Annotated in this window: 13 protein-coding genes; 9 read left to right on the forward strand and 4 right to left on the reverse strand. The window is 69.3% G+C overall.

Annotated elements, in window-relative coordinates:
* The first annotated feature begins 26 nt into the window (after nt 1-26).
* Together AWC30_RS12365 and AWC30_RS12370 are read left to right on the forward strand one after the other, a co-directional pair.
* Nucleotides 27-791, forward strand: coding sequence for an SDR family oxidoreductase (locus tag AWC30_RS12365; RefSeq protein ID WP_234808066.1), 765 nt, complete (start codon nt 27-29; stop codon nt 789-791).
* Between the two features lie 43 nt (nt 792-834).
* Entirely contained in the window at nt 835-1,743 is a 909-nt protein-coding gene (locus AWC30_RS12370; protein WP_085110523.1) for an SDR family oxidoreductase, read from the forward strand.
* A gap of 134 nt (nt 1,744-1,877) precedes the next feature.
* Here AWC30_RS12370 and AWC30_RS12375 read toward each other — a convergent pair whose 3' ends face one another.
* The 4 genes from AWC30_RS12375 to AWC30_RS12390 all read right to left on the reverse strand — a co-directional run bounded on the left by AWC30_RS12375 (nt 1,878) and on the right by AWC30_RS12390 (nt 5,988).
* Nucleotides 1,878-3,761, reverse strand: a complete 1,884-nt coding sequence (locus tag AWC30_RS12375; RefSeq protein WP_085110524.1) for a hypothetical protein — start codon at nt 3,759-3,761, stop codon at nt 1,878-1,880.
* A gap of 202 nt (nt 3,762-3,963) precedes the next feature.
* Complete coding sequence (locus tag AWC30_RS12380; protein WP_085110525.1) at nt 3,964-4,446, reverse strand: nitroreductase family deazaflavin-dependent oxidoreductase; 483 nt, start codon at nt 4,444-4,446, stop codon at nt 3,964-3,966.
* Between the two features lie 2 nt (nt 4,447-4,448).
* Nucleotides 4,449-4,829, reverse strand: a complete 381-nt coding sequence (locus tag AWC30_RS12385; RefSeq protein ID WP_085110526.1) for a DUF8021 domain-containing protein — start codon at nt 4,827-4,829, stop codon at nt 4,449-4,451.
* A 7-nt stretch (nt 4,830-4,836) separates the two neighbouring features.
* A complete protein-coding gene (locus AWC30_RS12390) occupies nt 4,837-5,988 on the reverse strand; it encodes a steroid 3-ketoacyl-CoA thiolase (RefSeq protein ID WP_085110527.1) in 1,152 nt (383 codons plus the stop codon).
* A 121-nt stretch (nt 5,989-6,109) separates the two neighbouring features.
* On the opposite strand from AWC30_RS12390, the gene AWC30_RS12395 reads away from it, so the two are divergent.
* The 7 genes from AWC30_RS12395 to AWC30_RS12425 are packed head-to-tail and all read left to right on the forward strand — an operon-like array spanning nt 6,110 to nt 13,422.
* Nucleotides 6,110-7,366, forward strand: a complete 1,257-nt coding sequence (locus tag AWC30_RS12395) for a cytochrome P450 (protein ID WP_085110528.1) — start codon at nt 6,110-6,112, stop codon at nt 7,364-7,366.
* 28 nt (nt 7,367-7,394) lie between these two features.
* Nucleotides 7,395-8,666: a cytochrome P450 gene (locus AWC30_RS12400; RefSeq protein WP_085110567.1), complete on the forward strand. Its 1,272-nt coding sequence runs from the start codon at nt 7,395-7,397 to the stop codon at nt 8,664-8,666.
* A 23-nt stretch (nt 8,667-8,689) separates the two neighbouring features.
* The gene (locus AWC30_RS12405) at nt 8,690-9,748 is read left to right on the forward strand and encodes an acyl-CoA dehydrogenase family protein (RefSeq protein WP_085110529.1); all 1,059 of its coding nucleotides are present in this window, start codon (nt 8,690-8,692) and stop codon (nt 9,746-9,748) included.
* Nucleotides 9,748-10,911, forward strand: a complete 1,164-nt coding sequence (fadE29, locus tag AWC30_RS12410) for an acyl-CoA dehydrogenase FadE29 (RefSeq protein WP_085110530.1) — start codon at nt 9,748-9,750, stop codon at nt 10,909-10,911. Before AWC30_RS12405 ends, fadE29 begins: the two co-directional genes overlap by 1 nt.
* Complete coding sequence (locus AWC30_RS12415) at nt 10,908-11,867, forward strand: bifunctional MaoC family dehydratase N-terminal/OB-fold nucleic acid binding domain-containing protein (RefSeq protein WP_085110531.1); 960 nt, start codon at nt 10,908-10,910, stop codon at nt 11,865-11,867. Before fadE29 ends, AWC30_RS12415 begins: the two co-directional genes overlap by 4 nt.
* The gene (locus AWC30_RS12420) at nt 11,864-12,265 is read left to right on the forward strand and encodes a MaoC family dehydratase (RefSeq protein WP_085110532.1); all 402 of its coding nucleotides are present in this window, start codon (nt 11,864-11,866) and stop codon (nt 12,263-12,265) included. The genes AWC30_RS12415 and AWC30_RS12420 overlap by 4 nt, the downstream gene beginning before the upstream one ends.
* Nucleotides 12,265-13,422 carry a 17-hydroxy-3-oxo-4-pregnene-20-carboxyl-CoA lyase gene (locus tag AWC30_RS12425; protein ID WP_085110533.1) on the forward strand — a complete coding sequence of 386 codons (1,158 nt, stop codon included), beginning with the start codon at nt 12,265-12,267 and terminating at the stop codon, nt 13,420-13,422. Before AWC30_RS12420 ends, AWC30_RS12425 begins: the two co-directional genes overlap by 1 nt.
* The last annotated feature ends 54 nt before the right edge of the window (nt 13,423-13,476 follow it).

Below are 13,476 nucleotides of genomic sequence, written 5' to 3' on the forward strand. Positions count from 1 at the left end.
AAGCACTTGCTTGGTACGCTAGCACAGTGACCGACGCGATCAACCTCGGATTGGCCGGCCGGGTCGTCCTGGTGACCGGCGGGGTGCGCGGCGTCGGGGCCGGCATCAGCGCCGTCTTCGCCGACCAGGGCGCCACCGTCATCACCTGCGCCCGCCGCCCGGTGGACGGCCTGCCGCACGAGTTCCACGCCTGCGACGTGCGCGACGACGCCGCGGTCGCCGCGATGATCGAAGCCATCGTCGCCGCCCACGGCCGCCTCGACGTGGTGGTCAACAACGCCGGCGGCTCGCCGTACGCGCTGGCCGCCGACGCCTCGGCGAACTTCTCCCGCAAGATCGTCGAACTGAACCTGCTCGCCCCGCTGTACGTCTCCCAGCACGCCAACGCGGTGATGCAGACCCAGGAGCGCGGCGGGTCGATCGTGAACATCTCCAGCGTCTCGGCGCACCGGCCGTCGCCGGGCACCGCGGCCTACGGCGCGGCCAAGGCCGGGGTGGACAACCTCACCACCAGCCTGGCGGTGGAGTGGGCGCCCAAGGTGCGGGTCAACTCCGTCGTGGTCGGCATGGTCGAGACCGAGCAGTCCGAGCTGTTCTACGGCGACGCCGACTCGGTGGCCGCGGTCGCGGCGACCGTGCCGCTGGGCCGGCTGGCCAAACCCGCCGACATCGGCTGGGCGGCCGCCTATCTCGGCTCCGACCTGGCGTCCTATGTCAGCGGCGCCAGCCTGCAGGTGCACGGCGGCGGTGAGCCGCCGGGCTACCTGGAGGCATCCAGCGCCAACAAGTAATCAGCACACCACGTTTCATCCGAACGGTTCAGGAGGCAGTTGCATGGGAGTTCTCGACGGCCGGGTAGCCATCATCACCGGTGCGGGCGGCGGGATCGGCCGCGCCCACGCCCTGGCGTTCGCCGCCGAAGGCGCACGCGTCGTGGTCAACGACATCGGGGTGGGGCTGGACGGCTCACCGGCCGGTGGCGGCAGTGCCGCGCAGAACGTGGTGGACGAGATCGTCGCCGCGGGCGGTGAGGCGATCGCCAACGGCTCCAACGTCGCCGACTGGGGCCAGGCCGAGCAGCTGATCCAGGCCGCCGTCGACGGCTTCGGCGGGCTGGACGTGCTGGTGAACAACGCCGGCATCGTGCGCGACCGGATGCTGGCCAACACCAGCGAAGAGGAGTTCGACGCCGTCGTCGCCGTGCACCTCAAGGGCCACTTCGCGACCATGCGCCACGCCGCCTCCTACTGGCGCGGCAAGGTCAAGGCGGGGGAGGCCGTCGACGCCCGGATCATCAACACCACCTCCGGCGCCGGGCTGCAGGGCAGTGTCGGGCAGGCCAACTACTCCGCGGCCAAGGCCGGCATCGCCGCGCTCACCCTGGTGGCCGCCGCGGAGTTGGGCCGCTACGGGGTGACCGTGAACGCGATCGCCCCGGCGGCGCGCACCCGGATGACCGAGACCGTCTTCGCCGAGATGATGGCCACCCAGGACGCCGAGTTCGACGCGATGGCCCCGGAGAACGTCTCCCCGCTATTGGCCTGGCTGGCCAGCGTCGAGGCCCGCGACGTCACCGGCAAGGTCTTCGAGGTCGAGGGCGGGCTGATTCGGGTTGCCGAGGGCTGGGCGCACGGCCCGCAGGTGGACAAGGGCGCCCGCTGGGACCCGGCCGAGCTCGGCCCCATCGTCACCGACCTGCTGGCCAAGGCCCGCCCGAGCGTTCCGGTCTACGGCTCGGCGTAATCCGGTCGGCTCGGCTCTCTTCACGCGCCCACCCCCAGGCTCGCCCCCACCCCCACGCTCGCCGAGCGTGCACGTACTGCGAAGAAATCGCGAAATCCTCGCAGCCACTGCACGTTCGGCGCGGGGTCCGGTGCTTACCTCGGCGGCAGCTGACCGCTGACCCGCAGCGGGGTCAGATCGTCGCGGCTCAGGTGCATCCCGACGGACTCGGCGACGCAGGTCAGCCCGTCGCGCTCCATCCGACACGCGGTGGGGTAGGGGCCCTCCTCGAGCCAGATGGTCGACCCGTAGGGGAGCACCTGCGACTCCGCGTAGACGACCGGGTCTTCGGTGATCACCCCGTTGACGACACCGTCCCAGTCGAAGTTGACCACCGAGTCGTCCCAATCGCCCTCGTCAGCAGCGGGTTTCGGTGTGCGCGGGTAGGTGCCGTCGGGGACGGCGCAGAACAGCGAGTACTTCCGCCAGGTGCAGACGATGGATCCGGTCGGTGAGCGGAAGTGCAGATAGTCCGGGGTCCGCGTCGTCGGATCCCCGGGCAGGTAGCCGCCCAGGTGGTAGGGCTCGGGGTCGACGACCTCCCCCCGGGTGACCCCGGCCAGCTTCCGTGCCTCATCGGCGGACGGTTCGCGCAGCGGCATCGTCCCGGGTGGATCATCGAAGGGATCGGTCGACGGCCCGGTGTAGGGCTGGTAGTCGAACGGCGGCCGAGCGGTGTCGAATGACGCGAAATCCACGTTCTCCACGGTGGCGCGCAACAACTCTCCGGGTTGGTCCGACGGGGAGAGCGCGACCACCAGAATGCCGCGCACCCGGGTGAGGATCGTCCAGAAATCGAAGTTCGTCGGCGTCGAGCGCGTCAGGTGGACCGCATACGCCTCGTGCCCGGCCACGGTCGTCGGGACCAGGTCGACCGAGCCGTCGGCTGCCAGGCGGCCGACGCCGCGATAGGTCGCGCACTGCTGTGCCCACCTCTTCGTCGCCTCGAGCACGTCGGTGTTCGGGTCTTCGACGTTGAGCCGAACCTGCTGGGGTGTCGATTGCCAGTGGTCCAGTCCGCCCGGCAGGCCGACGCCGCCTTCGGGTTGTCCTTCGGCGGTGGCGATCTCGCGGAAATCGCGGCTGATGTCGGCCCGGGGTGCGCCCTCGTTCATGAACGGGATGGTGGCGCAGTCGCGCGGGTCGGTCTCGCCTTCGGGGGCGTAGTCGGCGATCCGGGCGGTGACGGTCGGGGAGGTGTGGCCGACGCTCCAGCCGGCCGGCAGGTCCGCGGTGGAGGGGAGGAGCCGGCTCAGGTCCGCGTCGGAATACCCGCGCAGATCGTCGGTGCCGACCGTGGGCCCCAGCAGCCTCGGAGCCGGGCGGTGAGCGATCAGCCGCCTCAGCGTGGCGGCGAACACCTCGTCGAGCACCGAGCCGCTGTCGTGGCGGCGGCCGCCGACCACGACGTCCCCCACCCGGGCCAGGTACACCACGCTCTCCCTGCGCCCCTCGGGCTGGTAACGGTGCTCGCGGTTGTCGGTGAGATGCACGCGCAGCACGTCGACATCGGCGATCCGGCGTGGCGGCAGGACGCTGACCGCCGTCGGCATCCCCGGGCCGCGGTCCTCGCCCGCGGCGGGGTACCACTCGACGTAGTCGGCGCAGTGCCGCGCCCAGGCGCGGGTCTCGGCGATGAGGTCGCCGGAGTCCTGCGGGTCGAACAGGACGACGGACGCCTCGCCGCCGAACCCGGTGGGGCCCAGGCTGGTGTGCCGGGCGATGGCACGGGCGGCGATGCGGTTCGGGTCGGCGAACGGCGCCTGCTCGCAACCGGCCGGTTCGGCGGTGCGCTCGGGGACCGTCTCGGTGGCTGGGCCGGCCTGCTGCACGACGGTCCAGCCGGTCCACGGGTAGTCGGCAAGACTCGGCAGATACCCGGCCAACCCGGGGTCCGGTGCCGCGCCCGGTGGGGATTGCGTTGGTGCGCAACCGGCGAGCAGCAGCGCCGCGACGATGCTGCGGCACGTTTTGCGCACGGGACCCTCCGGTTCGGCGGGCGGGCTGAGGACGGCGAGAAGGTCAGTCTAAGCACGGCCCGGCGACCCGGCGGACACCGTTTTTCCGAATGCCGTCGGCCCCCTCACAGCAGCGACGGCACCGCCGCGACCACCGCGAGCGCCTCGCCGGAGAGCCCACCGAGGCCGGCCAGGGTCTCCGCCGGGTTGACGCGCCGACCGGCTACGGGTCGCAGATGACGATCGGGATCTCACGGGTGGTGTAGGAGCGGTAGTCGGCGAAGTCGGGGTACATCGCGTCCAGCTTCGGCCAGTACTCGGCCCGCTCGGCCGCGGTGGCGTCGCGGGCGGTCAGCGTCAGCACCTCATCGCGGATCCGGAACGACACCGCCGGGTCGGCCTTGAGGTTCAGGTACCACATCGGGTTGGTGGCCCGGCCGCCCTGCGAGGCGACCAGCACCACCCGGTCTCCCTCACGCAGATACAGCAGCGGAGCCTCGCGGGGCTGACCGGACTTGCGCCCGATCGTGGTCAGGATGCCCACCGGCGGCAGGTCGCCGAAGCGCTTGCTGCCCATCCGCCACTTGCCGCCGACGCGGCCGTTGCTGGCTTTGTACATCGCGGTGTTGGCCCGCGACATCCATTTGATGATGACGCCGGTGAGCGCGGAGTTGAGCGCGCGCGGCGCCTGCGGGGTTTCCGTCATGGCTACCTCCCGATGAACGGCCGGATGTGCGCCCGGATGTGATGGATCCGGGCCCGCAGTTCACCGGCGGGGACCACGAACGTCTCGTCGACGTGGGCGCAGACCCGGCGGCCGAACAACGTCGGCTTGGTGATGATGTCGAACCGGGCCCGCACCTCGTCGCCGTCGACGCTGAACTGCGGCGGCGTCGCCGCCTTGATCAGCTTGAACTGCGGCCCGCGTTCCAGGCTGCGGCGCAGGTGGCTGCCGGAGAACCCGGTCTTCAGGCCCACCTCGATGCGCACACAGTCGTCGGTGAACGGGACCGCGGACGCGTCGTGGCTGACCAGGGCGTCGATGTAGGACTGTGCGGCCGCGATGCGCTCGGCGTCGGACAGGGTCACCGACGCCTCAGATCCGCTCGATGATGGTGCCGGTGGACAGCGCCCCGCCGGCGCACATGGTGATCAGCGCGGTCGACTTGTCGGTGCGCTCCAGCTCGTGCAGCGCGGTGGTGATCAGCCGCGAGCCGGTGCAGCCCACCGGGTGACCGAGCGCGATCGCCCCGCCGTTGACGTTGACCCGGTCCATGTCCGGGTTGTGCACCGCGGCCCAGGACAGCACCACCGACGCGAACGCCTCGTTGATCTCGACGAGGTCGATGTCGCCCATCTTCATCCCGGCCTTGGCCAGCACCTTCTCGGTGGACTGCACCGGGCCGTCGAGGTGGTAGTAGGGCTCCGCGCCGACCAGCGCCTGGCTCACGATCCGGGCGCGCGGCTTCAGCCCCAGCGCCTTGGCCTTCTCCTCGTCCATCCACAGCACCGCGGCGGCGCCGTCGGAGATCTGCGAGGAGGTGCCCGCGGTGTGGATGCCGCCCTCGATCACCGGCTTGAGCTGCCCGAGCCCCTCCAATGTGGTGTCGCGCAGCCCCTGGTCGCGGCTGACGGTGGTCCACTCCTCGGTGGGCTCCTTGTTCTCGTCGATCACCGGCGCCGCGATCGGGGAGATCTCCCGGTCGAACCGGCCCTCGGCCCAGGCCTGCTTGGCCAGCTGCTGGGAGCGCACCCCGAACGCGTCGATGTCGGCGCGGGTGATGCCGCGCCGTTTCGCGATCCGCTCCGCGGCGGTGAACTGGTCGGGCATGTCGATGTCCCAGGACGCGGCGCGGGCACCGCCGCCGTTCTCGCCGAGCCCCACCCGGCTCATCGCCTCGATCCCGCAGGCCACCCCGATGTCGATGGCGCCGGCGGAGATCAGCGCCGAGATCAGGTGGTTGGCCTGCTGGCCGCTGCCGCACTGGCAGTCCACGGTGGTGGCGCCGACCTGCTCGGGCAGGCCGGCGAGCAGCCAGGACTGCCGGGTGATGTTGTTGCCCTGCTCGCCGAACTGGGTGACGCACCCGCCGATGGCCTGCTCGACGCCGGCCGGATCGATGCCGGCCTTTTCGATCAGCGCCTTGTGCACCGCGCCGAGCAACTCGGTGGCGTGGAGCCCCGATAGCCAGCCCTTGCGCTTGCCGATGGGACTGCGGGTTGCTTCGACGATGACAGGATTACCCATGCGGCCAGGCTAGAACACGTTTCATTCGCCTGACAAGCGACGATGCCTGTACGCCTTTCTTCCACGGTGAAGGCATGTTTTACTAGCGGCTAGAACACGTTGTTATTCGAGGAGTGCACCGATGACGTCCCAGCCCAGCGCCAAGTGTCCCGTCGACCTGACCGACCCGGACATCTACGCCGAGCGGATCCCGCACGAGGAGCTCGCCGAGCTGCGGAAGAACTCGCCGATCACCTGGATCGAGCAGCCGGACGGCAAGTCGGGCGGGTTCAACGACGGCGGCTACTGGGCCATCACCAAGCACAAGGACGTCAAAGAGGTCTCGCTGCGCAGCGACGTCTTCTCCAGCGCGGTCAACACCGCCATCCCGCGGTTCACCGACGACATCCCGCGGGAGAACATCGACCTGCAGAACGTGGTGCTGCTGAACATGGACGCCCCGGACCACACCCGGCAGCGTCGCATCATCTCCCGCGGTTTCACCCCGCGTGCCATCGGCCGGCTGCGGGAGGAACTGCAGGAGCGCGCCCAGAACATCGCCAAGGAGGCCTTGGCCACCGGTTCGGGTGACTTCGTCGAGCAGGTCTCCGCGGAACTGCCGCTGCAGGCCATCGCCGGACTGCTCGGCGTGCCGCAGGAGGATCGCGGCAAGCTCTTCGAGTGGTCCAACCAGATGACCTCCTACGACGACCCCGAGTACGCCCACTACGACGAGAAGGCCTCCTCGATGGAGATCATCGCCTACTCGATGAAGCTGGCGGAGGAGAAGAAGAAGAACCCCGGCGCCGACATCGTCACGACCCTGGTGGAGGCCGACATCGACGGTGAGAAGCTCACCGAGGCCGAGTTCGGGTTCTTCGTGGTGCTGCTCGCGGTGGCCGGTAACGAGACGACCCGCAACTCGATCACCCAGGGCATGATGGCCTTCAGCGAGTACCCGGAGCAGTGGGAGCTGTTCAAGAAGGAGCGCCCGGAGACCGCCGCCGACGAGATCGTGCGCTGGGCCTCCCCGGTGACCTCGTTCCAGCGCACCGCCACCGAGGACACCGAGCTCTCGGGGGTCAAGATCAAGAAGGGCCAGCGGGTGGTGATGTTCTACCGTTCGGCCAACTTCGACGAAGAGGTCTTCGACGACCCGTTCAGCTTCAACATCCTGCGCGACCCGAACCCGCACGTCGGGTTCGGCGGGACCGGCGCGCACTACTGCATCGGCACGCACCTGGCCCGGATGACCATCCAGCTGCAGTTCGAGGCGATCGCCGACCACATGCCGGGCCTGCTGCCGCTGGCCAAGCCGGACCGGCTGCGCTCGGGCTGGCTCAACGCGATCAAGCACTGGCAGGTCGATTACACCGGCAACTGCCCGGTGCAGCACTGAGATTCGAGGGCACCGCAGGAGGGTGACGGTGAGCAGCACGACCGGGCCGGCGCGTCCGGCCGCCGCCGACGGTTTCGATCCGCTGGATCCCGACGTGGTCCTCCGCGGCATCCCCGAGGAGGCGTTCGCGGCGCTGCGGAAGTCGGCGCCGGTCTGCTGGATCGACCAACCGCCCGGCGAGGGGGGCGGCTTCCACGACGGCGGCTACTGGGCGATCACCAAGCACCGGGACGTCAAAGAGATCTCGCTGCACAGCGACGTGTTCTCCAGCTTCGAGAACTGCGTGATCCCGCGCTACCCGAACGACATGAAGCGGGAGAACATCGAACTGCAGCGTGCGGTCATGCTCAACATGGATGCGCCGCAACACACCCGGCTGCGACACATCATCTCCCGCGGGTTCACGCCGCGGGCGATCGGCCGGCTGCGCGAGGAACTGACCGAGCGCGCCCAGAAGATCGCCGCCGACGCGGCCGCCACCGGCTCGGGTGACTTCGTCGAGCAGATCTCCTGTGAGTTGCCGCTGCAGGCCATCGCCGGGCTGCTCGGGGTGCCGCAGGAGGACCGGGACAAACTGTTCCGCTGGTCCAACGAGATGACCGGCAGCGAGGACCCCGAGTACGGCGACATCGATCCGCAGGCCTCCTCGATGGCGTTGATCGCCTACGCCATGCAACTGGCCGAGGAGAAGCGCAAGAACCCGGGCCCCGACATCGTGACCACGCTGGTGGAGGCCGACATCGACGGGGAGAAACTCTCCGACGACGAGTTCGGGTTCTTCGTGGTGATGCTCGCGGTGGCCGGCAACGAGACCACCCGCAACTCGATCAGCCACGGGATGGTCGCCTTCGCCGAACACCCCGAGCAGTGGGAGCTGTTCAAGAAGGAGCGCCCGGAGACCACGGCCGACGAAGTGGTGCGCTGGGCGTCTCCGGTGATCTGTTTCCAGCGCACCGCGCTGACCGACTACGAGCTGTCCGGGGTGACGATCAAGAAGGGCCAGCGGGTGGTGATGTTCTACCGCTCGGCCAACTTCGACGAAGAGGTCTTCGACGACCCATACGCCTTCAACATCCTGCGTGACCCCAACCCGCACGTCGGGTTCGGCGGGACCGGGGCGCACTACTGCATCGGCACCCACCTGGCGCGGATGACGATCAACCTGATCTTCAACGCGGTCGCCGACCACGTCCCGGACCTGGCGCCGTTGGCCCCGCCGGAGCGACTACGGTCGGGCTGGCTCAACGGGGTCAAGCACTGGCAGGTCGACTACGCGGGCAACTGCCCGGTGGCGCACTGAACATCGAATCAAGGAGCAAACGGGTGGATTTCACTCCCGAACCGGAGCAGCAGGCTGTCGCCGATGTGGTCACCTCGGTGCTGAGCCGGGAGAACAGTTGGGAGGCGCTGGTTTCCGGCGGCGTGACCGCGCTGCCGGTTCCCGAACGCCTCGGTGGTGACGGCGTCGGCCTCTCCGAGGTGGCGACCGCGCTCACCGAGATCGGCAGGCACGGAACGATCAGCCCGGCCCTGTCCACCCTGGGGCTGACGCTGATCCCGCTGCTGGACCTGGCCACCGACGCCCAGCAGGACCGCTACCTGGCCGGGGTGGCCAAGGGAACCGTGCTGACCGCGGCACTCAACGAACGGGCCGACGCACTCCCGGAACAGCCGGCGACCACGTTGTCCGATAACCGGTTGTCCGGCACCAAGATCGGTGTCGCATACGCGGACACCGCCGAGTGGATGCTGGTCACCACCGACTCCGGCGTCGTGGTCGTGTCGCCGAAGGCCGACGGGGTGCGGCTGACCAGGACACCGACCTCCAATCACAGCGACGAATACGTGGTCGAGTTCACCGACGTGGCGGTGGCCGACGAGGACGTGCTGGCCGGGGCGAGCGTCCACCGGGTCAACCAGCTGGCGATGGCGATGATCGGGGCGTACGCCTCCGGTCTGGTCGCCGGTGCGCTTCGGCTGACCGCCGACTACGTCGGCAGCCGCGAGCAGTTCGGCCGTCCGCTGTCGACCTTTCAGACGGTGGCCGCCCAGCTCTCCGAGGTCTACATCGTCTCGCGCACGATCACGCTGGCGGCGACGTCGGTGGTGTGGCGGCTGGCCAACGGTCCGGGTGACGACGACCTCACCGAAAGTGACCTCGGGGTGCTCGGCTACTGGATCACCTCGGAGGCGCCGCCGATGATGCAGATCTGCCACCACCTGCACGGCGGTATGGGCATGGACATCGACTACCCGATGGACCGCTACTACTCGACCATCAAGGACCTGTCCCGACTGCTCGGCGGCAAGTCCCATCGACTCGACCTGGTGCCGATCGTGACCCCGGCCGGCCGGCGCCCGGAAACCAAGGTGGGAGCCTAATGTTCATCGATCTGACCCCCGAGCAGCGCAAGCTGCAGGCCGAGCTGCGCGAGTACTTCGCCACGCTCATCAAGCCCGACGAGGCCGAAGCGATGGCGGTCGACCGGCACTGCGGCGCCTACCGCGACGTGATCCGCCGGATGGGCTCGGACGGCAAGCTCGGTGTGGGCTGGCCCAAGGAGTTCGGCGGTCTGGGCTTCGGTCCGATCGAGCAGCAGATCTTCGTCAACGAGGCTCAGCGCGCCGACATCCCGCTGCCCGCGGTGACCCTGCAGACCGTCGGACCGACCCTGCAGGTGTACGGCAACGAGGCGCAGAAGAAGAAGTTCCTGCCGGCGATCCTCGCCGGTGAGGTGCACTTCGCGATCGGCTACTCCGAGCCGGAGGCCGGCACCGACCTGGCCAGCCTTCGGACCACCGCGGTCCGCGACGGCGACGACTACGTCATCAACGGCCAGAAGGTGTTCACCACCGGTGCCCACGACGCCGACTACATCTGGCTGGCCGCCCGCACCGATCCGAATGCGCCGAAGCACAAGGGCATCTCGATCTTCATCGTCGACACCAAGGACCCCGGCTACTCGTTCACGCCGATGATCCTCTCGGACGGCGCGCACCACACCAACGCCACCTACTACACCGACGTGCGGGTGCCCGCCGACATGCTCGTCGGTGAGGAGAACGGCGGCTGGAAGCTGATCACCACCCAGCTCAACAACGAGCGGGTCATGCTCGGGCCGGCCGGCCGCTTCGGCGCCATCTACGACCGGGTGCACGCCTGGGCCAACCAGCCCGGCAGCGACGGGGTCACCCCGATCAGCAACGACGCGGTACGCCGCGGCCTGGCCGAGATCCACGCCATGTTCCGGATCAACGAACTGCTCAACTGGCAGGTCGCCGCGGCAGGCGAGATCATCGACGTCGCCGACGCGGCCGCGACCAAGGTGTTCGGCACCGAGCGCATCCAGTACGCCGGGCGGCTGGCCGAGGAGATCGTCGGCGGCTACGGCAATCCGGCCGATCCGGGCACCGCGGAGCTGCTGGACTGGCTGGACGCGCAGACAAAACGCAACCTGGTCATCACCTTCGGTGGCGGGGTCAACGAGGTGATGCGCGAGATGATCGCCGCAGCCGGCCTCAAAGTGCCGCGGGTGCCGCGATGAGCGCCGACCTGCAGGCCGGGATCGACACGCTGCTGTCCGCAGGGCGCAGCAAGCCGCGCTTCGGCCGGGATCCGGTGAACCAGCCGATGATCCACCACTGGGTGGACGCCATCGGCGACGACAATCCGATCTACGTCGACGAGCAGGCCGCGCGAGCGGCCGGGCACCCGGGCGTCGTCGCCCCGCCGGCGATGATCCAGGTGTGGACGATGATGGGCCTGGGCGGCGTGCGCCCCGACGACGACCCGCTGGGCAAGATCATCGAATTGTTCGACGCCGCAGGCTATGTCGGGGTGGTGGCCACCAACTGTGAGCAGACCTACCACCGCTACCTACGGCCCGGAGAAGAGGTCAGCGTGACCGCCGAGGTCACCGACGTCGTCGGACCCAAGCAGACCGGGCTGGGCGAGGGCTACTTCATCAACCAGAAGATCCGCTGGTGGGTGGGCGAGGAGTCCGTCGCCGACATGGACTGGCGGATCCTGAAATTCATCCCGCGGGACAAGGCTGAGCAGGCGCCCGTCGCGGTGCCCGACGACTTGGTCCCGGACAAGATGATGCGGCCCTCCTACTCGCGGGACAGCAAGTTCTTCTGGGACGGGATCGCCGAGCACGAACTGCGGATCCAGCGCCGCCCCGACGGGTCGCTGCAGCACCCGCCGGTGCCTGCGGTGTGGGCCGACAAGACCGAGACCACCGACTACGTGGTGGCTTCCGGGCAGGGCAGTGTGTACTCCTACGTCGTGCACCACGCGCCGAAGGTGCCCGGCCGCTCGGTGCCGTTCATCATCGCGCTGGTCGAACTCGAGGAAGGTGTGCGGATGCTCGGCGAGCTGCGCGGCGTCGGACCCGATGAGGTGGCGATCGGGATGCCGGTTCAGGTGACGTATCTGGACTTCCCGGCCGGGGACAACGGGCCGGCCTGGACCCTGTACGCCTGGGAGCCGCGGGCATGAGCGCGCCGGCCGCGACGGTGGGCACCACGCTGCCCGAGCTGAAGATCTACGGCGACCCGACCTTCATCGTCTCCACGGCGATCGCCACCCGCGACTACCAGGACGTCCACCACGACCGGGACAAGGCACAGGCCAAGGGTTCCAAGGACATCTTCGTCAACATCCTCACCGACACCGGGCTGGTGCAGCGCTACGTCACCGACTGGGCCGGGCCCACCGCGGTGATCCGCTCCATCGGGCTGCGCCTCGGGGTGCCGTGGTACGCGTACGACACCGTCACCTTCACCGGTGAGGTCACCGCCGTCGAGGACGGGCTGATCACGGTGAAAGTCGTCGGCACCAACAGCCTGGGCGACCACGTCGTCGCCACGGCCACACTGACCATCGGGGAGGCGTGATGTTGTCCGGCAAAGCGGCGATCGCCGGGATCGGCGCCACCGACTTCTCCAAGGAGTCCGGCCGCAGCGAACTGCGGCTGGCCACCGAGGCGGTGCTCGATGCCCTCGACGACGCCGGCCTGACCCCCGGCGACGTCGACGGTCTGGTCACCTTCACCATGGACTCCAATCTGGAGACCGCGGTCGCCCGATCCACCGGCATGGGGGAGTTGAGCTTCTTCTCCCAGATCGGATACGGCGGTGGGGCGGCCGCGGCGACCGTGCAACAGGCGGCGCTGGCGGTGGCTGCGGGGGTAGCCGAGGTGGTGGTCGCCTACCGCGCCTTCAACGAGCGCTCGGAGTTCCGGTTCGGTCAGGTGATGACCGGGCTGACCGTCAACGCCGACTCCCGGGGCGTGGAGTACAGCTGGTCCTACCCGCACGGGCTGTCCACCCCCGCGGCGTCGGTGGCGATGGTCGCCCGCCGGTACATGCACGAATACGGCGCCACCAGTGCCGATTTCGGTGTGGTGTCGGTGGCCGACCGCAAGCACGCCGCCACCAACCCCAAGGCGCACTTCTACGGCAAGCCGATCACGATCGAGGACCACCAGAACTCGCGGATGATCGCCGACCCGCTGCGGCTGCTGGACTGCTGCCAGGAGACCGACGGCGGTGTCGCGATCGTGGTCACCACCCCCGAGCGGGCTCGCGACCTCAAGCACCGGCCGGCGATCATCGAGGCCGCGGCGCAGGGGTCGGGCGTCGACCAGTTCACCATGTACTCCTACTACCGCGACGAACTCGGCCTGCCGGAGATGGGGCTGGTCGGTCGGCAGCTGTGGGCCCAGTCCGGGCTCGGCCCGGCCGACATCCAGACCGCGGTGCTCTACGACCACTTCACCCCCTACACGCTGATCCAGTTGGAGGAGTTGGGGTTCTGCGGCAAAGGCGAGGCCAAGGACTTCATCGCCGACGGCGCGATCGAGCTCGGCGGCCGGCTGCCGATCAACACCCACGGCGGCCAGCTCGGGGAGGCCTACATCCACGGCATGAACGGCATCGCCGAAGGGGTGCGCCAGCTGCGCGGCACTTCGGTGAACCAGGTCGACGGCGTCGAGCACGTGCTGGTCACCGCGGGCACCGGGGTGCCCACCTCGGGGCTGATCCTGGGCTGACGCGCCCCGGGCCCGGCCCGCTCCCGCCCCACCTTCCCCGCCGAGCGTGAACCC

Source organism: Mycolicibacillus trivialis (genome assembly GCF_002102395.1).
Classification (GTDB): Bacteria; Actinomycetota; Actinomycetes; order Mycobacteriales; family Mycobacteriaceae; genus Mycobacterium; species Mycobacterium triviale.

Excerpts from the sequence above, each read along its gene's own strand:
- AWC30_RS12370 (WP_085110523.1), top strand. The coding sequence starts at position 835 with ATGGGAGTTCTCGACGGCCGGGTAGCCATCATCACCGGTGCGGGCGGC.
- AWC30_RS12380 (WP_085110525.1), bottom strand. The coding sequence starts at position 4,446 with ATGACGGAAACCCCGCAGGCGCCGCGCGCGCTCAACTCCGCGCTCACC.
- AWC30_RS12390 (WP_085110527.1), bottom strand. The coding sequence starts at position 5,988 with ATGGGTAATCCTGTCATCGTCGAAGCAACCCGCAGTCCCATCGGCAAG.
- AWC30_RS12395 (WP_085110528.1), top strand. The coding sequence starts at position 6,110 with ATGACGTCCCAGCCCAGCGCCAAGTGTCCCGTCGACCTGACCGACCCG.
- fadE29 (WP_085110530.1), top strand. The coding sequence starts at position 9,748 with ATGTTCATCGATCTGACCCCCGAGCAGCGCAAGCTGCAGGCCGAGCTG.
- AWC30_RS12415 (WP_085110531.1), top strand. The coding sequence starts at position 10,908 with ATGAGCGCCGACCTGCAGGCCGGGATCGACACGCTGCTGTCCGCAGGG.
- AWC30_RS12420 (WP_085110532.1), top strand. The coding sequence starts at position 11,864 with ATGAGCGCGCCGGCCGCGACGGTGGGCACCACGCTGCCCGAGCTGAAG.
- AWC30_RS12425 (WP_085110533.1), top strand. The coding sequence starts at position 12,265 with ATGTTGTCCGGCAAAGCGGCGATCGCCGGGATCGGCGCCACCGACTTC.